Source organism: Microvirga sp. HS2, from assembly GCF_055792805.1.
The window spans coordinates 78,037-103,248 of record NZ_JBVVAJ010000014.1; the positions used below are offsets into that span (position 1 = coordinate 78,037).

Annotated in this window: 23 protein-coding genes; all 23 read right to left on the reverse strand. The window is 61.5% G+C overall.

All coding sequences use genetic code 11. The annotated features are described in order from the left end of the window. Nucleotides 1–209: 209 nt before the first annotated feature. Entirely contained in the window at nucleotides 210–1,406 is a 1,197-nt protein-coding gene (locus tag ACS5Q0_RS14160) for an ABC transporter substrate-binding protein (protein ID WP_473127287.1), read from the reverse strand. Nucleotides 1,407–1,477: 71 nt separating this feature from the next. Next, nucleotides 1,478–2,521 (reverse strand): N-acetylglucosamine-6-phosphate deacetylase, encoded by a 1,044-nt coding sequence (locus ACS5Q0_RS14165; RefSeq protein WP_473127288.1) that lies wholly within the window; start codon nucleotides 2,519–2,521, stop codon nucleotides 1,478–1,480. Nucleotides 2,522–2,602: 81 nt separating this feature from the next. Next, nucleotides 2,603–3,793, reverse strand: a complete 1,191-nt coding sequence (locus ACS5Q0_RS14170; RefSeq protein ID WP_473127289.1) for an extracellular solute-binding protein — start codon at nucleotides 3,791–3,793, stop codon at nucleotides 2,603–2,605. A gap of 52 nt (nucleotides 3,794–3,845) precedes the next feature. Continuing rightward, nucleotides 3,846–4,619: a glucosamine-6-phosphate deaminase gene (locus ACS5Q0_RS14175; RefSeq protein ID WP_473127290.1), complete on the reverse strand. Its 774-nt coding sequence runs from the start codon at nucleotides 4,617–4,619 to the stop codon at nucleotides 3,846–3,848. A 537-nt stretch (nucleotides 4,620–5,156) separates the two neighbouring features. After that, on the reverse strand, nucleotides 5,157–5,726 hold the full coding sequence (locus ACS5Q0_RS14180) for a pyridoxamine 5'-phosphate oxidase family protein (RefSeq protein ID WP_473127291.1): 570 nt from the start codon (nucleotides 5,724–5,726) through the stop codon (nucleotides 5,157–5,159). Between the two features lie 221 nt (nucleotides 5,727–5,947). Beyond that, nucleotides 5,948–7,219 carry an NAD(P)/FAD-dependent oxidoreductase gene (locus ACS5Q0_RS14185; protein ID WP_473127292.1) on the reverse strand — a complete coding sequence of 424 codons (1,272 nt, stop codon included), beginning with the start codon at nucleotides 7,217–7,219 and terminating at the stop codon, nucleotides 5,948–5,950. Between the two features lie 82 nt (nucleotides 7,220–7,301). Then, nucleotides 7,302–8,042, reverse strand: a complete 741-nt coding sequence (locus ACS5Q0_RS14190) for an aspartate/glutamate racemase family protein (protein ID WP_473127293.1) — start codon at nucleotides 8,040–8,042, stop codon at nucleotides 7,302–7,304. 251 nt (nucleotides 8,043–8,293) lie between these two features. Then, nucleotides 8,294–9,271, reverse strand: a complete 978-nt coding sequence (locus ACS5Q0_RS14195; protein WP_473127294.1) for a TRAP transporter substrate-binding protein — start codon at nucleotides 9,269–9,271, stop codon at nucleotides 8,294–8,296. A gap of 31 nt (nucleotides 9,272–9,302) precedes the next feature. Next, nucleotides 9,303–10,607 carry a TRAP transporter large permease gene (locus ACS5Q0_RS14200; protein WP_473127295.1) on the reverse strand — a complete coding sequence of 435 codons (1,305 nt, stop codon included), beginning with the start codon at nucleotides 10,605–10,607 and terminating at the stop codon, nucleotides 9,303–9,305. A 14-nt stretch (nucleotides 10,608–10,621) separates the two neighbouring features. Further along, entirely contained in the window at nucleotides 10,622–11,272 is a 651-nt protein-coding gene (locus ACS5Q0_RS14205; RefSeq protein WP_473127296.1) for a TRAP transporter small permease, read from the reverse strand. Between the two features lie 515 nt (nucleotides 11,273–11,787). Next, a complete protein-coding gene (locus tag ACS5Q0_RS14210; RefSeq protein WP_473127297.1) occupies nucleotides 11,788–12,075 on the reverse strand; it encodes a cytochrome C oxidase subunit IV family protein in 288 nt (95 codons plus the stop codon). A gap of 5 nt (nucleotides 12,076–12,080) precedes the next feature. Beyond that, nucleotides 12,081–12,716, reverse strand: a complete 636-nt coding sequence (locus ACS5Q0_RS14215) for a cytochrome c oxidase subunit 3 (RefSeq protein ID WP_473127298.1) — start codon at nucleotides 12,714–12,716, stop codon at nucleotides 12,081–12,083. Then, nucleotides 12,709–14,340: a cytochrome c oxidase subunit I gene (gene ctaD, locus ACS5Q0_RS14220; RefSeq protein WP_473127299.1), complete on the reverse strand. Its 1,632-nt coding sequence runs from the start codon at nucleotides 14,338–14,340 to the stop codon at nucleotides 12,709–12,711. The genes ACS5Q0_RS14215 and ctaD overlap by 8 nt, the downstream gene beginning before the upstream one ends. Beyond that, entirely contained in the window at nucleotides 14,337–15,284 is a 948-nt protein-coding gene (gene coxB / locus ACS5Q0_RS14225) for a cytochrome c oxidase subunit II (RefSeq protein ID WP_473127300.1), read from the reverse strand. Before coxB ends, ctaD begins: the two co-directional genes overlap by 4 nt. Continuing rightward, entirely contained in the window at nucleotides 15,281–16,078 is a 798-nt protein-coding gene (locus ACS5Q0_RS14230) for an SCO family protein (RefSeq protein WP_473127301.1), read from the reverse strand. The genes coxB and ACS5Q0_RS14230 overlap by 4 nt, the downstream gene beginning before the upstream one ends. Then, a complete protein-coding gene (locus ACS5Q0_RS14235) occupies nucleotides 16,075–16,716 on the reverse strand; it encodes a hypothetical protein (protein ID WP_473127302.1) in 642 nt (213 codons plus the stop codon). Before ACS5Q0_RS14235 ends, ACS5Q0_RS14230 begins: the two co-directional genes overlap by 4 nt. After that, on the reverse strand, nucleotides 16,700–17,815 hold the full coding sequence (locus tag ACS5Q0_RS14240) for a hypothetical protein (RefSeq protein WP_473127327.1): 1,116 nt from the start codon (nucleotides 17,813–17,815) through the stop codon (nucleotides 16,700–16,702). Before ACS5Q0_RS14240 ends, ACS5Q0_RS14235 begins: the two co-directional genes overlap by 17 nt. Then, nucleotides 17,812–18,396, reverse strand: a complete 585-nt coding sequence (locus ACS5Q0_RS14245; RefSeq protein WP_473127303.1) for a c-type cytochrome — start codon at nucleotides 18,394–18,396, stop codon at nucleotides 17,812–17,814. Before ACS5Q0_RS14245 ends, ACS5Q0_RS14240 begins: the two co-directional genes overlap by 4 nt. Further along, a complete protein-coding gene (locus tag ACS5Q0_RS14250) occupies nucleotides 18,393–18,965 on the reverse strand; it encodes a DUF3341 domain-containing protein (protein WP_473127304.1) in 573 nt (190 codons plus the stop codon). Before ACS5Q0_RS14250 ends, ACS5Q0_RS14245 begins: the two co-directional genes overlap by 4 nt. Then, on the reverse strand, nucleotides 18,958–20,358 hold the full coding sequence (gene nrfD / locus ACS5Q0_RS14255) for an NrfD/PsrC family molybdoenzyme membrane anchor subunit (protein WP_473127305.1): 1,401 nt from the start codon (nucleotides 20,356–20,358) through the stop codon (nucleotides 18,958–18,960). The genes ACS5Q0_RS14250 and nrfD overlap by 8 nt, the downstream gene beginning before the upstream one ends. A gap of 4 nt (nucleotides 20,359–20,362) precedes the next feature. Further along, complete coding sequence (locus ACS5Q0_RS14260) at nucleotides 20,363–23,341, reverse strand: TAT-variant-translocated molybdopterin oxidoreductase (protein ID WP_473127306.1); 2,979 nt, start codon at nucleotides 23,339–23,341, stop codon at nucleotides 20,363–20,365. Further along, nucleotides 23,338–24,000: a cytochrome c3 family protein gene (locus ACS5Q0_RS14265; protein ID WP_473127307.1), complete on the reverse strand. Its 663-nt coding sequence runs from the start codon at nucleotides 23,998–24,000 to the stop codon at nucleotides 23,338–23,340. The genes ACS5Q0_RS14260 and ACS5Q0_RS14265 overlap by 4 nt, the downstream gene beginning before the upstream one ends. Before the next feature lie 144 nt (nucleotides 24,001–24,144). Further along, entirely contained in the window at nucleotides 24,145–25,206 is a 1,062-nt protein-coding gene (locus ACS5Q0_RS14270; protein WP_473127308.1) for an SDR family oxidoreductase, read from the reverse strand. Nucleotides 25,207–25,212 lie beyond the last annotated feature (6 nt).

Below are 25,212 nucleotides of genomic sequence, written 5' to 3' on the forward strand. Positions count from 1 at the left end.
TGTCCATCCTGCGGAATGGCGGAAAAACAACTCTGTTGCAGCAATCTGGAGAGGACATGATAGATCTCGACAGCGTGCGGTGGCGGGTACCGAGCGATCTGGATGGGGCCTCTCGCGACATTGCCCTAGTCCTGGCCGGATCGCCAATCTTTCGAGCGCTTCCGTCACCGTCACAAGAGACCCCATCGCCGATGCTAAGCCGGCACGCCTCACCTGCCCTTCTTGGAGCCGATTTCCTCATCCCAGCGGCGGAATGCGATGACCATTTTTTCGGGAGGCAGGGGCAGCACGATCGGATTTCCACTGATCAGATCCGCATATTCAGGCCGTCCGAACTCCTTGATGATGTCCTGGCTCTCCTTAGGCGCCATGGACAGCGGTACGTTCTTCACGGCTGGCCCCGGATAGAGGTATCCCTCGTCGTAGGAGTACGCCTGCTGTTCGGGCTTAAGCAGAAAGGCCATCAGATCGAGAAGGACGGCCAGCTTCTCATCCGCGACACCCTTCGGAACGACCATGAAGAATGCATCGGAAACCCAGTGAAACCCTTTGAGAGTTCCGATCTGCGCGCTCTTCGGCACGATCCCGAGCGCGCGCGGGTTGATGTCCCAGCCTGTCGTCGAGACGATGATGTCGCGGGAGCCCTCCCCGAACTCCTTCATCGTGGCCCCGGTTCCCGAGGGATAATATTCGACATAGGCGTTCAATTCCCGCAGATACGACCAGGTTTTCTCCCAGCCATTGACGGGGTCCATCGGGTCCTTGTCCCCGAGAATATAGGGCAACCCCATCATGAAGGTGCGGCCCGGACCTGAATTTGCAGGCCGGGCGTACATGAAGCGGTTGGGATGCGCCTTGGCCCACGCGAGCAGTTCCTCGGCAGTCTTCGGCACGTCTTTGACGCGCTCGGGCGCATATTCGAGAAGCGGACCGGACGGATAATAGTTAATCACCACGCCATAGCCCTGACCTTGGGCCCGATGCAGGTTCAAGGCGGCAGGCTCATAATTCTCCTCGATCCTCGGGAACTTGTCGGCATAGGTGGGAAGAAGCTTGATCCAGAGGCCCTGGTCGAGCCCGGCCGCAAGGCCATCGCTTCCCGTCAGCACCATGTCGATATCGACGCGACCCGCATTCTGCTGGGCCTTGACCTTCGACGCCAGCTCGGGTGCCGGCGCCTTGACGTAGGTGATGCGGGATACGAGTTCCGGCTTAGCCTTGCGATATTCCTCGAAGGCCTTCTGCATCAGCGCAAGCGCGCCGCCCACGTCAATCACGTTGAGTGCTACGGGTGATTTCGGAAGAGCAAGGCTCTGTGCGCGAACACCCGTGGCGGTCAGGGCTGCCATGCAGGCGGCGCCACCAAGGAGCCCGCGCCGATCAATGTGCTTCTGACGACCTTCCATCTCTTCTTCCCCTTCTGGATTGTTAAGCGTAGAACGTATCCTCAAGGATGACGTCCCCTCACCGGGCTCCGTCAGGCATCATCATGCTCGCCTTTGTGGGCACGGTGTACGACGTCCTCGACCTCGACCTGCAAAGCCTCCCCATCATCGGACCAACTGACATGACCTGCCGTGGGCGCGGCCAATCCATGGGCCTTGAATGCCGGCGCCATCAATGCGCGAGGGTTATCGCAGGCCATCCGAAGCGCCTCTTCGGGATTTGCGAGTTTCCATCGCACGATGTTGCTCACGGCCTTGTCCAAGGTGAGCGCGGAGCCGGCGAGATAGCGGCTTCCCGGCAACCGGACACTGCCGTCAGACCCGTGCTCAATCTCCATTCCGGCGAAGGAATAGCGCCCGGGGCGGGCGGCCGCGGCGGAAACCGCGTCCGATACCAGAATGGATTGCTCGATCCCTTTCGCACGAAGCATCGTCTTCAGGGCCGGTCGCGGAATATGAATGCCATCGGCGATGAAGCTCGCGTGCAACCCCTCCTCCGCGAGCTGGGCGAAGATCGTGTTGTCGAGTTTATGCAATGTCTGCGGAACACCATTGCCGAGATGCGTGGACATGCGTGCGCCCGCCTCCACGGCCATCGCAATTGTATCCGCATCGGCGGAAGAATGACCGACCGCGACGATCTTCCCAGCCCCGCTCAGCCTGCGGATGGCGGCTTCGCTGCCAGGCAGTTCCGGCGCGAGTGTCACGAGGAGAATCGGTCGCGACAGGTTCGCTTCGAGCCCGAAGACAAGTTCAGCGTCAGGCGCGATCATAGCCTGCGGCGGATGACAACCCGCATAACCCTCCGCCGGATTCAAGAAGGGGCCCTCCAGATGGTATCCTGGAACCATGATCCGGCCGAGACGGCTCTCGGCCACTGCGCGGTCCAGCGCGGCAAAGCGGCTGGCTAGATCCTCCGCCGAGGCCGTGATGATCGTCGGCAGGCAAGTCGTCACGCCCGTGTCGAGCATCGCCGCAAGAGCCCGATCCAGCGCAGCTGCGTTCAGATCTGTCGCATTGAAGTCGATTCCGGCGAAGCCGTTCACCTGAAGGTCGAAGAGCCCCCTGCTCTGCATCGCGAAATCCGCCCTTGCCGTTTCTCATGGGCGGCATGCACCGCCCATGAATTCATGGAAAAGTGGTTGCTGGAATGACCGCTACTGCTTCATCTTCGCGCTGCCGATCTCGCGGTCCCACTTGTCGAACATCGCCACCAGAGGCTTGGCGTCGAGCGGCGGCTCGACAGGATTGTCGGCGATCATGCTCTCATATTCGGGCCGCCCGTACCTCTTGATGGTGTCCTGGCTCTCCTTGGGGGCCATTTCGAGCGACACGCCATGAATGGCGGGTCCCGGATACATGTAGCCGTGATCGTACATGTACGCCTGCTGCTCCGGCTTGAGGAGGTATGCAATCATCTGAAGAAGGACGTCTATCTTCTCCTGGGAAACGCCTTTGGGAATCGCCATGTAGTTGGCGTCGCCCACCCAGTGGAACCCCTTGAGGGTCGCGACCTTGAATTCCTCGGGCACGATGCCGAGGTAGCGCGGGTTGATGTCCCATCCCGTCGTGGTCGCGATGATGTCGCGCGACCCCTCGCCGAGTTCCTTCATCGTCGCCGTCGTGCCGCCTGGATAGTAGTCGATGCAGCTGTCGAGTTGCTTGAGATAAGCCCACGTCTTCTCCCAGCCGTTGACGGGGTCGAGAGGATCCTTGTCACCCAGGAGGTAGGGCAGCCCCATCACGAACGTGCGGCCCGGTCCGGAATTGGATGGACGCGCGTACATGAACTTTCCCGGATGCGCCTTGCACCAGGCAAGCAGCCCTTCTGCGGTATCGGGAACGTCCTTGACGCGGTCCGGCGCATACTCGAGCAGCGGGCCTGACGGATACCAGTCGATCACGAAGGCCTGACCGCGGCCCATCTTCTGCATCGCATAGGCACCGGGCAGATAGAGCTTTTCCAGGTCCGGAAAGCGATCCTGATATTTCGGCAGGATCTCGAGCCAGATGCCCTGTTCCATGCCGGCAGCCAAGGCATCGTTGCCGGTGAGGACGAAGTCGATGTCGACGCGGCCGGCATCCTGCTGCGCCTTCAGCTTCGCTGCAAGCTCCGGCGCCGTCGCCTTCGTGAACACGAAACGCGAGACGAGATCCGGATGGTCCTTCCTGAACTTCTCGATAGCCGGCTGGCTGACCTGCAGATCACCAGCCACGTCGATGACGTTAATGGCGAGAGGGGCTTTCGGTTTGGCCGATGGAGTTTGGGCAAAGCTGCCGGTGGCCAGAGTGACTCCTGCCGCCAGGCACGCGGCTGCACTCAACATGTTGCTCAGTCTTGCGCTCATGAGACCCTGCTCCTTCCTCTGGTTGCTCTCTCCGGACCCGTCTAGGTCCGCCTCACTCGCCCTCCCGATCTACCCCACGAAGAGAAGTCGACGAGAGCTGGCTGGCAGATGCCGTGTCGAGAAACACATGGCAGGCCGGATGCCTTTGCAGGATGGAAGCTGGGCACGCAGGCGAGACCGGCCCCTCCAACGCCTCTTGAACCGCATCGGCCTTACGTGCGTCGGGCACGGACAGAATGACGAGGCGGCTTGCCATGATCTGGCGAATGCTCATGGAAATAGCGGTCTGCGGCACATCCTCGAACGTTGGGAACCACCCCTCCCCGAATTGCTGCCGTCGGCAGACCTCATCGAGTTCAACGACGATATAGGGATCATTCACATCGAAATCGGCCGGCGGGTCGTTAAAAGCGAGGTGTCCGTTCTCGCCTATGCCGGCGAAGGTCACGTCGATTGGGTTCGCTTTGATCAAGTCACTGATCCGTGAGATCTCCGCCTTGAGATCAGGCGCATCCCCTTCGATAAAATAAAAGGCGCCGAGGGTCGGGAGCTTCGACGTGAACCGCTCCCGCAGATAGCGCCGGAAGCTCGCCGGATGGGTATCCGACATGCCGATATACTCGTCGAGGTGGAATCCTGTGACCTTCGACCAGTCGATACCTGGCTCCCGCACGAGGGCATCGAGCATTTCAAACTGACTTGCGCCGGTTGCGACGATGATGTGTGCTCGGCCCTTTGCTGCGATCGCATCGCGGATCGCCTGGGCGCCCATCGCGGCGGCGGCTTCTCCGAGGGCGGACTTTGTCGACCAAAGGTGAAGTTCCATGGGCGTCCTATCCGTTCAGCTTTTGTTGCGAGCTTTCGGCCGTGGTGCGGACACGTTCCATTGTCTCTGCACTCAAGAGTTCTGGTGGGGAAAAGGTCCGAGAAACCGGTGCACGGAAAAACGCTAGCAGCTTTCGCCACTTGGCTGATCGTAGGCATTCCCTTTGGGGGCCTGTCAAACCGCAGCTCCTGGACTAAGCCTCTATGTAATCGGTTGCAGAAGGAGCTTGTCAAGTGAACTTCTAGGATTCAAAGCCCGATCAAGCCGCCATAACGCACAACGTGGCCGGTGCTGAAGCATGTGCACCGTTTCAATGTTGCTCAGAATCACCCGAGCGATGTTCGTTGCTTGAACACGAACATGGACCGGATCCGGATCGGCTTTTGCCGATGCCGAGAGTTCGGCTACAAGCCGATTTTCGTACCCTTCCGCGGCAGCCGGCCCGCTGGCGCAGTCATGGGGAGCAGGGACCCATCCGATGCTTTCTCCTGAGACGAGAGCATCGTTCGACGCGGCCCCCTGGATCTGCACGATGCTCTAGGGTGCGATCCAGGTGCCTGCCCATGAAGCGCCGGTACGCCGGAAGGAGCAGCGTTGATGCCGCTCCTGTGAAAGGTCGAGCCACTCCAGCCGCGAGAGTTCGACGGTGACCGCGCAGAAGTTGAGAAACGCGTTCTCGTCGCCGTCGGGATGCTTCATGGCGTCGTACGCATCATGAGGTGAAGCGATGTCGACGCCGGGCACCAAGGGCATCCGGAAAAGAGCGCGTGTGTGGGACCGGCACATGTCCCAGAACGGCTTCTTGTCCGCCACCCGATCGATGATCGACGCGTCGCCTTCGAGCCTGATCTGAAGACCTTCATCAGGATTGAAGCCCGCGAGCGAGACACGCGGGTCGCGGCGGATCTCGGCAATCTTCGGGGAACGAACATCCGTGACGAAGGAGAGCGTGGAATGCGCCTCGCTCGCCTGTCTGACGACGACGGTGCGGACCCTCGGAGCGCCATCCAGTCCGATGGTGGCCAACTGCATCATGGCGAAAGTGGATCGGCCCCTCGTCGCAGGGTCGAGGCTGCGCCAGAGCTTGTGATAAATGGTGTCCATCATGTGAGCCGCCTGCACGTAGATCCGTCTGCCGACGCATAGCACCTGGAGGGGGAAGGAACCTAGAGCCGTTTCCACTCACGTGAGATCATCGCTCTGCTTGGGCTCGCCGCATTCGTGAGCGGCGAACCGGCCGGGAATCCGGCCTTGTCAAGGAATGGTGCCTTCAAAAAAGCCTGTAAGCGGTACCGGATAATCTGGAGCTGCGTTGAAGCGGCCTCCACTCATGCCCAGGTTCGAAATCGTGCGGGTGCGTAGGCGGTCAACGGAAGCGGGGATTGCCTCCCCGCGAGGATGTCGGCAACGGCGCTCGCCGTGGCAGGGCCCGAGGCAAGTCCGACATGCCCGTGACCAAACGCATAGATGATGTCACGGGACGCAGAGGCTGGGCCGATCACGGGAAGCCCATCAGGCGTTGAAGGCCGATGGCCCATCCAGCGCGAAATCCGCTCCTCTGGAATGTGGCCGGGAAGCCCTGGATACGTGCGGCGGGCATGGTCCAGAAGGATGGCCGCACGCTTCCAGTTCGGCGCGGCAACCACACTCGCCAGCTCTACCTGCCCGGAGACGCGCAGACCTTGCCTCGTCAGGGTGTTTGCCATTTTTCCATCGCTGGGCATCAAGGGAATGCTAGGAGCAGCTTCTGGATCGGAGATCATGACATGATAGCCGCGCTCGCTCTCCAGGCAGATCCGGTCGCCCGCGGCCCGAGCCAGTGCTTTCGAGTGAATTCCTGCGGAGACGATGGCACGGTCGCATTCGATTGTGCCCGCGTCCGTTTGAACGGCACGCAGGCGGCCTGACTCAGTGTCGAATCCCGTCGCCCTTGCCCGGACGACATTTGCTCCCTTGCCATGAGCGTAATGAACGAGGGCTGCGACATAGCCTCCCGGATCCGTGCAATGAGCTCCGGCTTCCACCAAGGCCCCGAACATGTATCGCCGGTCGAGAGCAGGCTCTCTTCGACGCAATTCGTCTGCGTCCAGCTCGACCCACCGCACCCCATTATCCCGCCTCAACCGCCACGACAAAGCCTCAACTTCGAAGGCCGCGCGATCGGGGTAGACGTAGAGCAGCCCGCTTTGCTTGATGAACTCTGGAATCCCGGCTTCGGCCGCAAGCTCCGCATGCCGGTGCGGGGCATCCCCCAGAAGAGCCGACAAAGCACGAGCGGTCGCCTCCACCCGGTGGACCGCTGCTCCCGCATAGAGAAAGCGTACCAACCAGGGAGACAGTCTCGGCAATGCGGTCCATCGGATCGTCAGCGGTCCAAGAGAGTCGAGCAGATAGCCAGGCACCTTCCTCCAGAGGCCCGGCATGGACATCGGAACCACTGATGCAGGGCTGATCCATGCGCCGTTGCCGTAGCTCGCAGCCTGCTCCCTCCCCGGCTCGTCGGGATCGAGGATGGTCACCCTATGGCCTTCCCGCAGCAGATGAACGGCAGTCGTGGCTCCGACGATGCCAGCTCCTATCACGACGACATGTAAGCTCATGGAATGACCGAATTAACGTAAGGAACTCATGGATGAAAAGTCGCGCCCAGGAAACGGACGCGGCAGCTCTAAACTCATCATATCACATGTAGCCCGAGAATCTCGGGCTGACGATCCCGCTCTGAAGAAGGTTGACCAAGTGATAGATACCGAAGATCGGCAGGCTGATCTCTGCCTGAACAGCGGCCGCGTATGGTTGCAGGTTGGTACACTCGAAGACGATGCACCCGATGTCCGGAACATCGTCGACCAGCTTTCGGCAGGCGGCGACGACCTCCGTCTCCACTTGATCGACATCCATCGCGATGCACTCCTCTCCCTTACCGAAGATGGCACGTCTGAAGGCAGGGCTTTCCTCCAGCCCTCGCACATGGATGGCCCAATCCGGCTTCACGCCAGCGGCAATCAGATGCTCCGGGGACAACCTCACGGAGTGAGCGGTCAGAACACCGATCGGCCGTCCGGCCGCAAACATCGCATGCAACAGGGGAACGAGAAACAGGCTTGAGGTCACAACCGGAACACTCACTGCCGCCGCGATTTCCTTCTGCATGATCGTGAGAAAGCCGCAGGTCGTCGTTATGGCCCGCACCCCCTGCTTCTCCAGCAGCCGCGCGCCCTCGATGAAGGCAGGGAGCAGGGCACGTGCGCGATCGGCCTCCGAGACGATCTTCTCCGGCGTTGCGGCGTCGATGACGTGATACCGGACAGGAAAATCAAACGTCGTGGCGTTGGCGACATCGCCCGGAATACGAGGGAACGAGGTGTCAAGCACGAGGACGCCGATCGCCTCTCCATATATGGCGCGACCTCCCTTTGCCATTCTTCGCGTCATCGGGGCACCGAGAGGGAGGACACCGCTGCGCGGTCATAGGCACTCACCAGCTTTTCCTCCATTTCATTCCGCAGGACCAGGATCGGCAAGAACAACCCGACGAGGCTCTCCGGTTGCGGCATTCCGTGATACTCGACAGAGGGTAAAGCGCACATAATCTATCATGCGACCACGGAGGGGAGTTTTGCATCCCCTCCGTGTCGGTTTCGCTCTGGACGGGGCGGTCCCCATCCGGAGGATTACATCTTCTTGTAATCGTTCATGATGGCCTCACCAGCGGGGCCGGCTCTCTTGACCCAATCCGCCGCGAGCTGTTCGCCGATTTTCTTGAGACCGGCTTCGAGTTCGGGCGAGGGCGGAGAGACCGTCATGCCCTTCGCCTTGAACTGATCGAGATACCAGGTGGACTTCTCCTTCGCGATCTTCAGACCGCGCTCCTCCGCGGCGGTAGCGGCCTTCAGCACGGCGTCCTGGGTGCCCTTGTCGAGCGCATCGAAGGCGGCCTTGTTGACCATGACGATGTTGCGCGGCAACCAGGCCTGGACATCATAGAAGTACTTTTGCGATTCCCAGACCTTCGAGTCATATCCGGTGGAGCCGGACGACATCCAGGCATTGACGACGCCCGTCGCAAGCGCCTGGGGCAGCTCCGCCGCCTGAACGGTCACCGCCTGAGCGCCCACGGCTTCACCGATGCGTGCGGTTCCGACGTTGTATGCACGGAACTTGAGGCCTTTCATGTCCTCGACGGACTTCAGCTCCTTCGAGGAGTAAAGTCCCTGCGGCCCCCATGGAACCGCGTAGAGCAGCTTCAGACGCTGGCTCTCGAGCTTCTTCTCGAGATGCGGCTTGGCGGCGTTCCACAACTTCACCGATGCATCGAAACTCGTCGCGACGAAGGGGATGATGTCGATCCCGAACAGCGGATCCTCATTCTCATGGATCGACATCAGCACTTCGCCGATCTGCGCTTGGCCCGTCGCCACTGCGCGCTTGATCTCGGGCGCCTTGAACAGGGATGCGTTCGGATGCACGGTGATCTGCAGCTTCCCGCCGGTGGCCTCCGAGATGTCCTTGGCAAACTGGTTCAGGTTCTCGGTGTGATAATTGTCGGTCGGATAGGCCGCGGGCAGATTCCACTTCGTCTGCGCCTGCGCCGTGACACTCACAATCAGCGCACCCGCAAGTCCGAGGCCAACTCGAGTCAGATACTTCATCGATATTTCTCCCTCTGGTTTTCGATGGGTTCTATTCCGGGAAAGCGAGCCTTGGCAGGTACAGCGCGATATCCGGGAAAGCTGTGATAATGGCCAGCGCCGCCACAAGCAGCAGAAAGAACGGGAAGGATGCCTTCGCTATGACTAAGCTGTCGCGTCCGCTCATGTTCTGAAGAACAAACAGGTTGAATCCGACCGGTGGCGTAATCTGCGCCATCTCCACCAGGATGACAAGGAAGATCCCGAACCAGACGAGGTCGAAACCCGCCTGCTTCACCATCGGCAGGACCACGACGGTGGTGAGCACGATCATCGAGATGCCGTCGATCAGGCATCCCAATATGATGTACATGACAGCGAGCGCCGCGACCAGCACGTAGGGCGACAGGTGCAGCGCCTCCACCCAGGCGGCAAGTGCCGCCGGAATGCCGGTGTAAGCCATGGCGGCGGTCGTGAACGCGGCGCCGGCAAGGATCAACATGATAGTTGCCGACAAGCGGGCCGCGCTCATCAGGCTTTCCACGAACGTCTTCCAGGTCAGGGTGCCGGACCACCAGGCGAGGACGAGAGCGCCTGTCACGCCCCAGGCCGCACATTCTGTGGCCGTCGCCAAGCCGAAGATCAGCGCCGAGAAGATCGCGACCACGAGGATTAGCACCGGCAGCAGTTTGGACGATTGCCGCAATTTGAAGATGAAACTCGTTCTCGGCTCAGGCAGGGGTGACTTGATCGGATTGAGAAGCGACCAGATCACAATGTAACCGGAATACAGTGCTATGACGAGGAGCCCGGGAAGAAAGCCCGCGAGGAAGACCTGAATGACTGAGACGTTCGCTGCGACGGCATAGACCACGAGCGGAATCGACGGGGGAATAAGCAGGCCGAGCGTGCTGGCGCCGGAGAGACTTCCCAGGCTCATAGACTCGTTGTACCCGCGTTTCCTCAGCTCCGGCAGCGCAATCTTGCCGACGGTCGCACATGTCGCTGCGGATGAGCCCGACACTGCAGCGAATAGTCCTGACCCGACCACATTCACGTGGAGCAATCGCCCGGGAAGCCAGTTGAGCCAAGGCGCAAGGCCAAGGAACATCTGCTCCGACAGGCGCGTCCGGAACAGAATTTCGCCCATCCAGATGAAGAGTGGCAAGGCGGCCAGCGTCCAAGAGGCGGAACTTGCCCACACCGTCGTCGCCAGGACGGATCCGATAGGCACGGAGGCGCTGATGGTGACGGCAGCAAAGCCCACGATCAGCAGCGCAATGCCGATCCAGTTGCCCAGGGCGAGCAGAAAGATCAGAAGCCCCAGGAGCAGGGCGGCGACGGTGACAAGATTCATGTCTGCGAACATCGTCAAAGCCCGCCTTCTGCTGCGCGATCAACGATCTCCTCAGGAGTTTCAGCCTTCGGCTTCTCATACCGCGGCTGGTAACCTTTCAGCACATGGACGAGTTCGTCGACGAAGGCGATGGTGAGGATCGTCAATCCGAGGGAATATCCGATCTGCGGTATCCAAAGCGGGACAGCGACAACGCCGCCGGAGATATCATTGAAGAGGTAGCTGTCATAAGTCATCTGAACTGCGTGCCACGCAAAGAAGCCGACGACGGCGGTGCCGATGCCGAGGCAAAGAATCTCGATCAGGCGCCGCGCAGAGGGAGAAAGCCGATCGAGAATGAGCCCAACGCGGATCAAATCACCCGACTTGAAAGTGTGGGCGAGGCCCAGGAAACCCAACGCCGCCATCGACCATGCGGCGAAGTCGTCGCCCGCGGGGATGTTGACCCCGACATACCGTCCGAGTGACAAACTCATCATGATGAGGAAGATGAGGAACAGGAAAAATCCGGCGAGCCATCCTGAAAGAAGGTAAATGCCATCAAGGAAAGACCGGATGTGTGACTTCTTGGCTGAAATTACTTGTCCACTCAAGGAATGTCCTCTGGCTTTGGGAAAGCTGGACCCTCGCTGATCTTCTTCGGGGCCATCAGAAAATTTGGTCATGCTGTCGCGTTCCCTCTTCGAGATGGTTTAGGCTTAGACAGGAGCATTCCCCGCTCTCTTCTTCATATCTCGCCACCCACCTTCCCGTGGCTAAGTCAGAGGTGCGTTGACTGTCAATCTATCAATTGGGTGGCTCCGGTCTGCGTGAACGAAACGCCCCCGACCGCTGAGTGCCTTGAGGGCTCTTGGGGGCCGCTCCCATGTCGTCGGCGCGTGTCCGAATTCGCGACAGATCCCAATTCGCCGACACCGCTGCGAGCATTGCTGAGGATGACGAGGGGCTGAGTCTGATGTCACCACGCTGGTCCGCACCAAAACCTCGAGGATCGGTTCGATCAATGGCACGAACTCCTGCTCGACCTCAGCGGCATTGAACGACAGGAAGCACAGACCGCGCCTGAGAAGGGCCCTGCTCAGCGGGGTCTTCAGCGGTCACAAAGTTGCATAATGTGCGGTCGCGTTTCAGGTGGTCCTCATGCTCTGAAGGTCCTGTCCATAACGCGCGGCAGGATCGCTTAAGGCGCCAAAGTGAACCGGACCCGCGTCAGGTAATCGCTCGAAATCAAGGCGATCATGATGATAATCCCGACTGCTCCTGCGAACGCAGCGAGCCGAATCACTCCGCTCACCTCTCTCAGGTGCATGAAGAACCAGAAGATGAGAATTGCCTTGGCAAACCCGATGCCGATATTAGCGAAAGGCTTGAACGCGCCGAGCGGCAGAAAGCTCACGCCGAGCGTAAGCCCCAGAAGCCCCATGAGCGCAATCCATACGAGAACGAGGGTGCGAGTATCAGCGCGCATCGCAGTCACCGGGCAAGGTAGAAGATCGGGTAGATGAAGACCCAAACCACATCGACGAGATGCCAGTAGAGTCCCACGAGCTCTACAGTCACGGCTCTTCGCGGAAGAGGTGTTTCTGAGTGCGCGATGCGCCACGCCAACCCGGAAACAAGGACGATTCCGATCGTAAGGTGGAGCGCATGCAGGCTTGTGCCCACGAGGTAGAGGTTGAAGAAAAGCTGCTCGCCCAGCTTCGACAGCGACTTCGGCCCGCCGGCGAACGGCATGAGACCCTCGCGGTACTCTTGATAGTACTCGGTACCCTTTATCATCAGAAACACGATGCCGAGAGCGGCTGTCAGGCAGAGCCGAACGACGGCCCTGCGCTGCTCTCCTTCGCGGGAGAGCAGAACGGCCAGCGCCATCGAAAGACTGGACGTCAGGAGCACGGCGGTGTTGATGCTCCCAAGCCACAAGTTCAGATGGTGCGCCGTTGACGAGGCCTCCTGAGGGTGCAGGACCCGCACCACGTACACGGTGGTCAGGAAGCCGCCGAACAGCATGATCTCCGTTACGAGAAAGATGTACATGCCGAGAAAATCGGCCTCGCGCCGCTGTGCGGCCTCAGCGTAGGGAGAATGGGCAGATGCGTGGTCACTCACGACTCATCGGGTCCCTGATCGGATAATCGTAGGGTGGTCTCGTCACAACGGGCATCTCGGTGAAATTCTGCTTCGGTGGCGGCGACGGAACCGTCCACTCGAGACCGGTCGCGCCCCAGGGATTTGGACCTGCGGGCTGACCGTGCCGGAGGGAATAGAGAAGATAAATGAAGGGTATCAGGTAGCCTATGGCAAGGATGCTCGCCCCTGCCGACGAGAGCACGTTGAGAACCTGAAACTCCGGCGGATACACGTGGTAGCGCCGTGGCATTCCAAGATAACCAAGAATGAACTGCGGGAAGAATGTCAGGTTGAAGCCGAGAAAAATCAGCGCCGCCGTGATCCTGCCCCAGGTAATGTTGTACATCCGCCCCGTGATCTTGGGCCACCAGAAGTGCAGAGCGCCAAAGAACGCCGTGACCGCTCCACCAACCATGATGTAGTGAAAATGGGCCACCACGAAATAGGTGTCGTGAACATGCACGTCGACGGCAAGCATGGAGAGCATCAGGCCGGTGAGGCCGCCGATCACGAACAGGCCGATGAAGCCCATGGCGAAGAGAAAAGCCGGGTCGAGGGAAATCGACCCTTTGTAGAGCGTTGCGATCCAGTTGTAGACCTTGATTCCGGATGGCACCGCAACCGCGATGCTCAGGAAGGAGAACACTGCACTCGCATACATCGACTCGCCGGCAACGAACATGTGGTGCCCCCAGACGAGGAACCCGATGACCGCGATCGCCACGCTCGAATAGGCGATAAACCAATATCCGAAGATGCGCTTGTGGGCAGCGGCAGTCACGAGTTCGCTCAACACCCCGAATGCCGGCAACACCATGATATAGACGGCCGGATGACTGTAGAACCAGAAGAGGTGCTGATAGAGAAGCGGATCGCCCCCTAAATCCGGGTTGAAGATTCCGATCCCGAAGACGCGTTCCACGCAGACCAGGATCAGCAGCATGGTCAGCACGGGCGTCGCCAGGACCAGGATCATAGCCGTCGCGTATAGAGACCAGACAAAGAGCGGAAGGCGCGACCACGTCATCCCCGGGCAGCGCAGCTTGTGCACCGTGACAATGAAGTTCAGGCCCGTGAAGATCGACGAGAATCCGACCACGATGACAGCCAGGAGAGCGGCAACGACGTAGCCGTTGGCAAAGAGAGTCGAGAGCGGCGTATAGAATGTCCAGCCCGTATCCACGCCTCCTGCGATCAGGGCATAGAGCGTAAACAGGCCGGCCAGAACATACAGGTACCAGCTCGCCAGGTTGATCCTGGGAAAGGCAAGGTCCTGAGCGCCGATCATGAGCGGGATAAGGAAATTGCCGAACGTGGCCGGGATCGATGGAATGAGAAAGAACCACACCATGACGATACCGTGCAGCGTGAAAGCACGGTTATAGCCATCGTTCGACAGCAGATCCCCACCCGGGGTCGCGAGATCGAGCCTCATCAGAGCGGCCGCGAGACCTCCGATAAAGAAGAAGAACGTGATCGAGAAAAGATAGAGAACGGCGATCCGCTTGTGATCGGTCGTGGTCAGCCAGGACCGCAGAGTGTATCCAGCCCTCAAGTAGCTGGTCCGCTCATGCGATGTCTCCAGAATGGCGTCCGCAGTCACTTCACTCTCCCCGAGGCTTGCCGAAGGGATTTGATGTAGGCCACCAGCTGGATCACCTCATCCTCTCCCACAATGTTCTTGAACGTCGGCATGATGGGCTCGTATCCGGCAGCAATCTGCTTCTGAGGCAGGAGAATGCTGTCCTGGATATATTGCTCGTCGGCGATGACCGTCTCGCCATTCGCGAGCGCGACGGCGCGGCCGTAGAGCCCGGCGAGATCGGGTGCGTGAACCTTTGATGAAGCCGCATGGCAACCACTGCAGCCGTATTTGCGAAAGAGGATCTCCCCTGACGCGGCAAGCGAGGCGTCGACACCGGAACGCGCGAGCCAGGCGGCATATTCGTCTGCGGTCAGCACGTAGAACTTGCCGCCCATCACCGAATGGTCGGTGCCGCAGAATTCCGCACAGGTCATCCAGTAGACCCCCGGCTTTTCCGCCTCGAACCACAGCGATGCGACCCTGCCTGGTACGACGTCCCGTTTGACGCGCAGGGCCGGGACATAGAAACTGTGGATCACGTCCTGCGAATTCATGACCAGCCGCACGGGCTGGCCGACCGGAACATGCAGCTCGTCGATCTCGCGCTCGCCGCCGGGATGCTGCGCCTTCCACATCCATTGCTTGGCAACGATGTAAATGTCGAGGGTCCCGGGTGGAGGATGATTGAGGCCGAAGAAGAGCGCGGTTGACCAGATGTAAAAACCCAGCGCAGCCAGGAACGGCAGAGCCGACCAGGAGACTTCGAGCCAAACCTTGCGGTTCGGCGCATGACGGCGATCCACCGGCTTGCCGCGCCGGTACTTGACAGCGAATACGAAGATCAAGAGCCCGACCGGGACGGCGAGCAAGATCACAAAGACTGTGAAAGCTGCGATGAATGTGTCGAGCTGTACGGCATGGCCTGAGGCCTGTTGCGGCCAGAATTGCAGGGAGCCGTTCATGGACCTCCCCTCGGATTCGTCCGCTCGCGGCGGTATGCAGCCGCGATGAAGGCAGCCAGAACCAGCGCGGTTGCGGCTCCCGCCACCTGCACGAGGCGATTCACCAGGAGCGTATAACGCCCCGTGCGCGGGTCGTAGTGATAGCAGAGGAGGATCAGCCGCTCTCCAAGGCTGTCGATCCTGTTGCTCTGCGCGGAAACGATGGCCGCTCCGAGTTCATCGGAATCAGGTGCGAGACCGTAGATCCATCGCACAAGGCGCCCGTCCCGAGTCAACACGGCAGTGGCGGCCGCATGAGCGAACTGGCGGATGCCGGGATCATAGGCATAGCGATATTCCAGTGCATTCGTCAGTGACGCAACCGCCTCCGCCGTGCCCGTCAGGGCGTGGACGCTCCTCGACCAGCCGCCTGTCTGCCGCGCTTCGAGCGCTGCGAGGGAGGCTGCAGCGTCGGACGGGGTTTCATGCGGGTCGATGCTCAGAGCGATCACGACGAAATCGGGATCATGCGGCTGAGCTGCAACCGCATCGGCCAATCCTCCCAGCGTGACACCGCAAAGGTTGGGGCATTTATGCAGCACGGGAGCGAGGACGATGGGGCGTCCGCCTCCGAGGGCGCGCAGGCTCTTGGTGCGTCCTCCCTCATCCTGAAAGGTCAGATCGAGCGGCACCGGCGTGCCCGGCTCGGAATCGATTGCCACGGCGGTGAACGGATCGAACGGTGCGGCCCCTCCGGCCGAGGGCGCGAGACAGACGACGAGAAGGATGACGAGAAGGCCGGTCCACTGTCTCATGGTGGTGCTTTGAATGAAGGAGCGCCAGGCTCGGAAGGCTCCTGCGGCGGCGCCTGTCGCAATATCCGAGGCTGCGATCCAGATCGCTGAGATAACCCGTCGCCTGTTCGATCATGGACGCCTGACTCCGGTTCATCGGGATCGGGCCATCCGTGACCGGCCAGCAACTCCATGGCGCGCTGGATCGGGATCCGGGCCCGCCCATGCTCCTGCGTCCAGTCATAGCCGCCGAGTTTCGCGCGCGCCCCCTCCTCCAGGGCCTTTCGATCAGCCTGCGGGGCAATCTCCAGGCGAGGTTCGGGCGGGAGCAGGGTTGCGCGCGAAACCGCCGGAGCAGGCATTGTGTCTTCGTGATCCTGGATTGCGGACAGGACACCCCCAACGAAGGCGCCCGATACAGCAATCGCTGCGATCAGACCGAGAATCGCGTAGGCGATGCTCCGAACACGGACGTCCGTCGGCTCGTATCCGTGACGGCGCACATCTTCGGGGATCTCGTCCGGCGCGCCCCGTTGCGTTCTGACCCGTCCGACCTCGGTTCGGCGCTCGCTCTGATCGGACGACACCCCGTGACGTTCCTCATCGCGGGTTCGGATGGCGTCACCTGGGTTGAAGGCGCGATCAGGAGGCTCTTGCATGGCGCCTGCTCCAAGATCCCTTCGGCATTCTCCCAACGATCCGCAGGCGGAGTGCCGCAGACCACGCAACCACGAAGATGGCGCCGAGTCCGCCAACTGCAACCAGGAACAGGCTGCAAGCAAGGAGGCTTGCCCCTCGGCCGCCGGCCGGAAGAACGAGCCAAGCACATTCGAGAGCCTTGCCCCCGAGGATCCCAAACGCAAGGACACGCAGGATGCGGGGTCGCCGCAGGATCGGAGGCAGAATCAGAAGCGCCGCGGCGAGCCCATGAACGAGGGCGAAACTCCAGAGCACGCCACCCCAGAAGCCCTTCGCCCGTTCGAGATACCAGTGGATCAGTGGCGGGAAATCGCTCGACCAGATGATGACGTACTGCATGTACGAGAGATAGGCCCACAGCAGGACAGCCGTGAGCAGAACGCCACCCAGGATCGCAGGCGTACGAACCCGATCATCTGCGGAAACCAGCGTCGCGACGACGATGCCGGCGACGGCGATGCACGCCTGGACGGACAAGGCATACAGACCGAAGCCGGATGAGCGGAAACCCGGCTCGAGCGTCATCAGCCAATCGGTCGTGACGATGGTCGCGCCCAGCGTGAAGAAAATCAGCCCGAGACAGGATACGGGGACGGACCAGGTTCGCCGAAGGATGAGCAGAGCCGTCAAGCCGCAGAGGAGTGCGAACCACAGCACGGTCCTTCCAATGAAAAACACGGGCGAGAGATAGACAGCCCGGAATGCCGTCTCCTGTTCCTGGCCCATCCAAGGGTAAAGGTTAGGCAGGCCAATGAGAACAGGGACGAATGCGAGCGCGGCAAGAGGGGCCAACAGACAGGCGGCCTCGGTTGCGACCGTCATCTCGATATCCCATGCGCCTGGAATGAGACGCATCATCATCAGAAGCATCAGAGCAGCCACCGGCACACTCGTCCAGAAGAATGCCGCTGCCAGCCACGCGCGCATTGCGGTCTCGGGAGCGAACCAGGAAACGGCCAAGACAAGAATGCAGATCAGGCCGCCCGCTATGGCCAGCACGCGGGTAGCCGGGCCGCCGCCGGGCCGATGAGGGGACATATGGGGCACCGCATGACTCATCCTGCGCCTCCCGGCCCCGCGGGCATTGTCTGAGAGCGCCGCCTCAACGCCTCGCGATCCTCGGGCGGAAGCTGATCGGCGCGGGCACCCTGGCTCACCTGCAGAGCGCGAACATAAGCGGCAATCGCCCATCGGTCCGCCGGAGGGATGCGATCGGCATAGGCGTACATCACGCCGTATCCATTGGTGACAACGTCGAAGACATGTCGGGAAGGCAGGCTGCGCAGGCGTTCGGAATGAAAGCTCGGCGGCTGAGGAAAGCCGCGGCTCGGCACCAAGCCGCGCCCGTCTCCGGCATAGCCGTGACAGGGCGAGCAATAGATATCGAATCTCTCCTGTCCGCGCGTGAGCAACGCAGCTGTCAGCGGCGGCCGTTCCCGGTACGGGAGACGCCACGCAGGATCGTCCCGCGCGACCACCCCGGAAGGCGGCGTCTGCATCACCTTATCATCCGGAAACAGCTTCGCTTCGCCATAGGGGTCGTAGCGCGGCTGATCGGCCATCTCGTCCCGGCATCCGGTTATCAGGCCGGCGAAACCCGCATATAGGCCAAGGATGACAAGAGTGCGGAGATTTCTCATTCGGGCGCTCCCGTGAAAGGAACGTCTTGAACCCGCTCGGGGTCGAGCCCCCGGAGGAAATCCTGCGTGCGGCGGACATCGAATTGCTCGTCGGTGCTGAAGATGACGAGAAAGAAGCGGTCCAGGGATGCCGTGTCGAACCGGTCGGCACCGAACAGCGGGTGGTGCAGGCGCGGCAGCCGGTTGAGGATGAGCATCGCGCCGATGCCGAACAGGACCGCGAACAATACGAGCAGCTCGAACGTGATCAGCATGAACGCCGTGGAAGCCACGATCGGACGTCCGCCGACGTTCAAGGGATAGTCCAGATTCGTGTAGACCTGCATGCCATATCCCAAGGCCGCCCCGAAAATGCCGCCCGCAAGGGTGGCGAGCGGAACGCGCCGATCCGTGAAGCCGATCTCTTCCGCGAGGCCTTCCACTGGAAAGGGCGTGAACGCATCCAGATGACGATACCCGCACCTGCGCGCCTGTCGCACGGCCTGCTTGAGCGCGTCCGGATTCTTGAATTCCGCCATGACCCCGTAGAGGTTTCGTGATGTCTCGCGGGATGATGGAGGTTCACGCATGGCGCGAGCTCCCTTCCACATCGGCCTGGACGGCGGCCCGGCGATCCTCGGCCCGAGTTTCGTAAAGCGCTTCCTTGACCTCGAAGGCCGAGATCATCGGGAGAAGCCGGACCAGAAGCAGGAAAGGCACGAAGAACACGCCCATCATACCCGCATAGAGCGTCCACTCCCAGACGCTGACGTCGTAAATGCCCCAGGAGGACGGCAGGTAATCCTTATAGAGCGCCGTCACGAGCAACATGTAACGCTCGAACCACATGCCGACTGCAACCGACAAACTGACGAGAAAGAGAAGCAACGGACTCGTGCGCGCACCGCGCAGCCAGAGAAGCTGCAAGGGGACGAAGTTGCAGGCGACAGCCCCCCAGTAGCTGAACGCGTACACGCCCGTGAAGCGGTCCCAGAGCGTTTCCATTTCATAACGCTCTCCGCCGTAATACGCGGCATAGATCTCGACCACATAGCCATAGGCGGTCATCAGACCCGTCATGAGCAAGAGCTTGCCCAGAAGATCCAGATGCCGGTCGGTCACCAGGTTCTGCAGGTGGAATGCGTGCCGCAGAACGACCGCAATCATCGATACGACCGCAAAGCCCGAGAAGGCGGCACCAAGAACGAAATAGGGGGGGAATACCGTCGAGTTCCAGCCGGGGATCGGTCCGGCCGCGAACAGGAGAGAGATCTCCGAGTGCACGGAAACGACGAGCGGAACCGCAATGGCCGCGGTCAGCCGGTAGGTCTGGCGCCACCGGGCCCAATGGATCGCCGATCCGCGCCAGCCGAGCGCCAGAAGGCCATAGAACACCTGCCAGAAGCGGGTCCTGGCCCGATCTCGGGACGCCGCGAGATCCGGAATGGTCCCGATGTACCAGAACAGGATTGACACCGTGAGATAGGTGAGCACCGCAAAGAAGTCCCAGGTCAAGGGACTCCTGAACTGTGGCCAGATGTTCATCGTGTTCGGATAAGGCGCCATCCAGTAGAACCGCCAGGGGCGTCCGAGGTGAAGGATCGGATACAGCCCCGCGCAGGTAACGGCGAACAGGGTCATGGCCTCGGCGAACCGGTTCAGGGCGTTGCGCCAGGGCTGGTTCAGCAGAAGCAGCATGGCGGAGATCAGCGTGCCGGCATGTCCGATCCCGAGCCACCAGACGTAATTCGAGATCGCGATGCCCCAATTGACCGGGATGTTGTTGCCCCAGACTCCGACGCCATTCCAGAAGAGCACGCCGGCCGAGATGAAGAACAGGAGCAGAAGCGCGGAGGCGATGCCGAAGGCGATCCACCAGTTGCGCCAGCGCCGGTTGTCCAGCGGGATGCCGACGACCTCCTGGGTGATTTCGGCGTAGCGGCTGTGCGGCGCTGCCGTTCGGATGGAGACATCCTGGGCCATGGCCCTACCCCTTCCCGGAGCCATCACCCGGCGGCTCGTCTTCGATCCGGGCCAGGTAGGTCGTTCTCGGCCATGTGTTGACCTCCTCGAGCAGGCTGTAGTCGCGGGACGATGCCTTGCGCCGGCTCACGGCCGTTTCGGACCCCGCCACGTCGCCGAAGACGATGGCGCTCGTCGGACAGGCCTGCTGGCAGGCGGTCTGAACCTCCCCTTCGCGGATGGGACGCCCTTCGATCTTGGCCTGAATCTCGGCGGACCGGATCCGCTGGACGCAGTAGGTGCACTTTTCCATGACGCCCCGGTCGCGGACGGTCACGTTGGGATTGCGCTGGGCCTGGATCTCCGGCGGATCGCTGCCGGTCAGGTCGAACCAGTTGAACCGGCGCACCTTGTAAGGACAGAACGACGAACATGTCCTCGTGCCGATGCAGCGGTTGTAGACCTGTTGGTTGAGGCCATCGGGACTGTGGGTGGTCGCGTTGACGGGACAGCCCATTTCGCAAGGCGCCTTCTCGCAATGCATGCACGGCACCGGCTGGAAGACGGTTCTTGGATCTTCGGGTGAACCCTCATAATAGCGGTCGACCCGCAGCCAAAACATTTCCCGGCCCTTGGCGATCTGCTCCTTCCCGACCATCGGTATGTTGTTTTCCGCCACGCAGGCCACGACACAGGCATTGCAACCGATGCACAGATCCGTGTCGATCGACATGCCCCAGGATGGACTTTCAGGGGGATAGACCGGGTAGATGGTCTCGTTGCGCGCCTCTCTCGGCTTCGGTCTTTCACTATGGAGCTCGCTGGCGATCACGTCCTCCAAGGTCACGAAGCGCACCATGTCGCGGCCTTCGAGCGCAAAGTGGAGCTGCGTGGACGCCAGCAGCAGCGCCTTGCCGGTCCGCACGAGCCTTGCCCCGCTCAGTTGCCATGGCTCCGTGGCCGTGCGAATCCGGTAAGCATCGTAGCCTGCCTCCTCCATCACGCGCCCGATCGGCCCACGGCCGTAGCCGAGGAAAACGGTGACTGTTCGCGGCTCCTGTCCGGGCATGACCCATGCAGGGCCGGTCACCGAGCGGCCTGAGACCTCGAGCCTGACCTCGTCCGCGGTCTCGATATGGAGTTCCTTCGCGAGCGCCGGGCTCACCAGGATCACGTTGTCCCATGTTACCTTCGTCAGAGGCTTCGGCAGTTCCTGAAGCCAAGCCAGATTTGTGAAGCGTCCGTCCCAGATGGTGGGGTCGGGCCTGACGACGACCGTCAGGCCCTCGCCTCCGGAGATATCCGCCATCGATGGAGCGGTTTCGAGGACAGGCTGAGGCGCAGTCTCCGGCGGGGCGCTGTCCGGAATGAACCCGGCGACCAGCGCGGAGTACCAGCGGTCCTCGAACGCTTCACCCCATGCCTTGCGCCAGGTCTCGGCCACCACCTCGCGGTCCTCGGCGAAAACATCGCCGAGGCAGTTCTGCAGGATGACGTGCCGGGAACGCCCGCCGAAGAGGGAACCGATCAGCGGCTGGAGGATCGTGGCGAGCCCGTTGGCCGCACGCGCATCGCTCCAGGTCTCAAGCTCATGCTGCAGCGGGGCATGCCACTGGCACAGACCCGCAGTCTCGTCGAAATAGAGACCTGCATGGAAGCGCATCTCGACCCGATTGATGGCTCCTGCGAAATCCAAATCGGCCGGAGCCGTATAGACCGGGTTGCAATCGAGGACCGCAAGAGACGAGATCTCTCCGGAATTCATTCTCCGGACGAGATCTTGGAAGGTTGCTGCTTCGTCCGGCGGCTGAAAGAGGCTCGGTTCGGCAAGAGCGAGAGTCGCTCCGATATTCCCGAGCTTTGCGTTGATGAGCAGTCCTAAGGCCTGCACGGCTGGATCGTGCTGATGCCCGACGGCCAGGAGGCACCGCCCGCGATAGGATTCGAGAGCCGTCACGACGTGCTCGATCCACCTGTGCTCGTCTTCGGTGAGTGAGGGCGCCGATCCGGAAGAAACATCCAACTTCGTGGCAAGCGCCGCAACCAGCCTGGAGATCCTCTCAGGCGCGACGATGATACGCCGGCTCGCCATGACGCCCGTCAAGGAGGGCGTGGGCTCGGCCACCCAGACCATGCAGCGCCCTTCGCCACGCTGCGCCGACTGACGTCGCGCCGCCCAGCCGCGCCCGTGATAGGTCTGCTTCGGCCCCGGGCCCAAGACATCGTCGTCGAGGCAGACGAGGACCTCGACTTTCTCGAGATGGAGGCGTTGTTCCAGCCTTCGGCCGAAGATGAGCCGCGCCGCCTCGATACGACGCTCCTCCCCCGCGGGTTCATGGATGTACCAGCGGGCCTTGGGCCAGCGCTGCGTCAGCGCTGCCAACTGACGGCCCATGGTCGGCGAACTTGTAGCCCCGGTCAGCAGGCAGAATCCCTGTCCTTCCGTCGCGTCGAGGCGAGCGGCCTGGGAGACCAGCATCGCATCGAGCCCGGACCAGGCCGTGGGGCGTCCCATGTAGCGTGGAGAGCGCGAGCGATCCGGGTCGTAGAGGCCGATGACCGCCGCCTGGGTGAAGGCATCCGTCGCGCCGAGGCACGCGGGATGGTCCGGATTCCCCTCGAGCTTCGTCGGGCGCCCCACATGAGTTTCTCCCAGAACGGGTTGCGCATAGCCCCCCATCAGCGCTGCCGTCGCATAGTATTTCGGTCGTCCGGGAACGACGGTTTCGGGCGCTTCCACATAGGGAACGCTGTAGGTCAAGTCTTCCGAGCACCCGGCAAGTCCCGCGAGAGCGAGAGAGGCGCCAAGGCACTTCAAAATGTCGCGCCGAGCGAAATCCATCGACCCTCGGGCCAGGGAAGGAAACTCGTTCCCCAGCAGGCGCTTGAATTCAGGAGTTTCGCTCAGCTCCTCGAGCCCGCGCCAAAATGCACGGCCGCTTTTGCCGTCCAGACGCCGACGAATCCAATCCGCACCATCGGTATAAGACTCGCGCGATCTCATCGGTGGCACACCGTGCAGGTATCGAGGCGCTTCGGGTCGATGCCGTAGGCCTTTACGGCCAAGCGACCAAAATCCTTGTGCGCCTCGGGATCCCAATCCGACCAGTCCATGCGTGTGACCATCTCGGGCGGGCGAAGGTGCGGTGCCGGGTCGCGATGACAATCAAGGCACCACTGCATCTGGAAGGGCTGAGCCTGGTACGTGAGAGCCATTTGATCGACTCGGCCATGACATGTGACGCATGGAACGCCACGATTGATATGAATCGCGTGATTGAAAAAGACATAGTCCGGGACCTTCGCCACCCGGTTCCAACGGATCGGCTCGCCGCTTGCGAAGCTCTGGCGCACCGGGGCGAGAACCGGTGCCCCGGTGTAGAGCTGTGAATGGCATGTCATGCAGGTATGGGTCGGGGGCAGTCCTGCTTCGGAGCTCACCTCGACTTTATCGTGACAATAGCGGCAATCGATGCCGTCATCACCGACGTGGTGCTTATGGCTGAACGGAACCGGCTGGTGACGTGTCCACCCGACGCGGGTGACATAAGCGGAGTTGACGTACCCTCCTCCGAGCAGGAGCGCGCCCGCGGTACCAACGCCGAGCATGAGAGCCGCTATCCTCAACCAGGTGTCCGCGCTCGCCGTGAAAATTTGAGGCATCGCATCCCGCCAAGTCTGGCTGCTCCGTGTGGCGCGAGATGCCCTCACGCGAAGAGCCTAGATCAACGGCTTCAGCTATCTAACGTTCCGCCAAGCTTGGGCAGCCGCCATACCGAAGTTCCGTCGAAAGCTGTTGGCTGACCATCAGGCTGCACGCTGCAGATGCCTCCCGGCGGAGCGGGCGCCCAACAGGACCAGGGTGGCTGCGATGCCAAAGGCTGCCACCGCGAGACCGGCATGCAGATGGGCCGGGTCGGCGTCGATCAGGCGGGACCTGGCACGGGAGCCGAACCGCCCGCGTGCTCCATGGTCTTCGTGGGCTGGCTCGAAGAGAATATCCGGATCGCCGGGACGCACGGGCTTCGACGAGAGCTGCTGGTCGTAAGCTGTTCTTGCGAGATACCGATCGAGCAGGCCGGGAGCGACCATATTACCCAGAATTGCCATGATGGCCGGAGTTCCGATCCAGAGTTCACGTGGCCCCTGCTCCGCCGCATCGACGATGGATTGTGCGACGACATCGGGCTCATAGCAGGGCCCGACCGGCTGATGATGATATTTCTCGTGAGTATGGGACCAGTCGAACTGGGGAGTATTGACGCCGGGGAGTTGCACCATTGTCAGACGGACGGCGCTGTGATCGTGCAGCAACTCGGTTCGGAGGGAATCCGTAAAGCCTCGAATAGCCGCCTTCGCCCCGCAATAGGCCGATTGCAGAGGGATCGACCGGTAGGCAAGGGCCGAGCCAATCTGGACGATGGCCCCGTGGTCGTGCGAGCGCATATGCCGGAGAGCAGCCAGCGTGCCATGGATGGCACCGAGATACGTCACCTCCGTCACCCGCTTGTATTCGGATGGTGGAATCCGGTCCACCGGAGCGACGACGGTCGCCATGGCGTTATTGACCCAGACGTCGATCCGCTTCCAGCGCGCTACAACGGTATCGGCGGCCGAAAACATGGCGGCACCATCCGCCGTATCGACCGGGATGACGAGCGCCTCGCCACCGGCTTCCTCCACGTCCCTGCGGGCGCCTTCCAGACCCTCCTGTCCGCGCGCCAGAAGGGCGACAGCGTAACCGCGCCGGCCGAATTCGATCGCTGTCGCGCGCCCGACGCCGGCGGAAGCGCCGGTCACGACGGCGACCGGTTTCGCTTTGTAACCGCCTCCGTTCCTGCCTGGATCCTGTGCTTTCGGTCCACTCATCAATCC

What these genes read in the sequence shown, in the direction of transcription:
- ACS5Q0_RS14160 (WP_473127287.1), bottom strand. Translation starts at nt 1,406, where the DNA reads ATGGAAGGTCGTCAGAAGCACATTGATCGGCGCGGGCTCCTTGGTGGC.
- ACS5Q0_RS14165 (WP_473127288.1), bottom strand. Translation starts at nt 2,521, where the DNA reads ATGCAGAGCAGGGGGCTCTTCGACCTTCAGGTGAACGGCTTCGCCGGA.
- ACS5Q0_RS14170 (WP_473127289.1), bottom strand. Translation starts at nt 3,793, where the DNA reads ATGAGCGCAAGACTGAGCAACATGTTGAGTGCAGCCGCGTGCCTGGCG.
- ACS5Q0_RS14175 (WP_473127290.1), bottom strand. Translation starts at nt 4,619, where the DNA reads ATGGAACTTCACCTTTGGTCGACAAAGTCCGCCCTCGGAGAAGCCGCC.
- ACS5Q0_RS14180 (WP_473127291.1), bottom strand. Translation starts at nt 5,726, where the DNA reads ATGATGGACACCATTTATCACAAGCTCTGGCGCAGCCTCGACCCTGCG.
- ACS5Q0_RS14185 (WP_473127292.1), bottom strand. Translation starts at nt 7,219, where the DNA reads ATGAGCTTACATGTCGTCGTGATAGGAGCTGGCATCGTCGGAGCCACG.
- ACS5Q0_RS14190 (WP_473127293.1), bottom strand. Translation starts at nt 8,042, where the DNA reads ATGGCAAAGGGAGGTCGCGCCATATATGGAGAGGCGATCGGCGTCCTC.
- ACS5Q0_RS14195 (WP_473127294.1), bottom strand. Translation starts at nt 9,271, where the DNA reads ATGAAGTATCTGACTCGAGTTGGCCTCGGACTTGCGGGTGCGCTGATT.
- ACS5Q0_RS14200 (WP_473127295.1), bottom strand. Translation starts at nt 10,607, where the DNA reads ATGAATCTTGTCACCGTCGCCGCCCTGCTCCTGGGGCTTCTGATCTTT.
- ACS5Q0_RS14205 (WP_473127296.1), bottom strand. Translation starts at nt 11,272, where the DNA reads ATGACCAAATTTTCTGATGGCCCCGAAGAAGATCAGCGAGGGTCCAGC.
- ACS5Q0_RS14210 (WP_473127297.1), bottom strand. Translation starts at nt 12,075, where the DNA reads ATGCGCGCTGATACTCGCACCCTCGTTCTCGTATGGATTGCGCTCATG.
- coxB (WP_473127300.1), bottom strand. Translation starts at nt 15,284, where the DNA reads ATGAACGGCTCCCTGCAATTCTGGCCGCAACAGGCCTCAGGCCATGCC.
- ACS5Q0_RS14230 (WP_473127301.1), bottom strand. Translation starts at nt 16,078, where the DNA reads ATGAGACAGTGGACCGGCCTTCTCGTCATCCTTCTCGTCGTCTGTCTC.
- ACS5Q0_RS14235 (WP_473127302.1), bottom strand. Translation starts at nt 16,716, where the DNA reads ATGCAAGAGCCTCCTGATCGCGCCTTCAACCCAGGTGACGCCATCCGA.
- ACS5Q0_RS14240 (WP_473127327.1), bottom strand. Translation starts at nt 17,815, where the DNA reads ATGAGTCATGCGGTGCCCCATATGTCCCCTCATCGGCCCGGCGGCGGC.
- ACS5Q0_RS14245 (WP_473127303.1), bottom strand. Translation starts at nt 18,396, where the DNA reads ATGAGAAATCTCCGCACTCTTGTCATCCTTGGCCTATATGCGGGTTTC.
- ACS5Q0_RS14250 (WP_473127304.1), bottom strand. Translation starts at nt 18,965, where the DNA reads ATGCGTGAACCTCCATCATCCCGCGAGACATCACGAAACCTCTACGGG.
- nrfD (WP_473127305.1), bottom strand. Translation starts at nt 20,358, where the DNA reads ATGGCCCAGGATGTCTCCATCCGAACGGCAGCGCCGCACAGCCGCTAC.
- ACS5Q0_RS14260 (WP_473127306.1), bottom strand. Translation starts at nt 23,341, where the DNA reads ATGAGATCGCGCGAGTCTTATACCGATGGTGCGGATTGGATTCGTCGG.
- ACS5Q0_RS14265 (WP_473127307.1), bottom strand. Translation starts at nt 24,000, where the DNA reads ATGCCTCAAATTTTCACGGCGAGCGCGGACACCTGGTTGAGGATAGCG.
- ACS5Q0_RS14270 (WP_473127308.1), bottom strand. Translation starts at nt 25,206, where the DNA reads ATGAGTGGACCGAAAGCACAGGATCCAGGCAGGAACGGAGGCGGTTAC.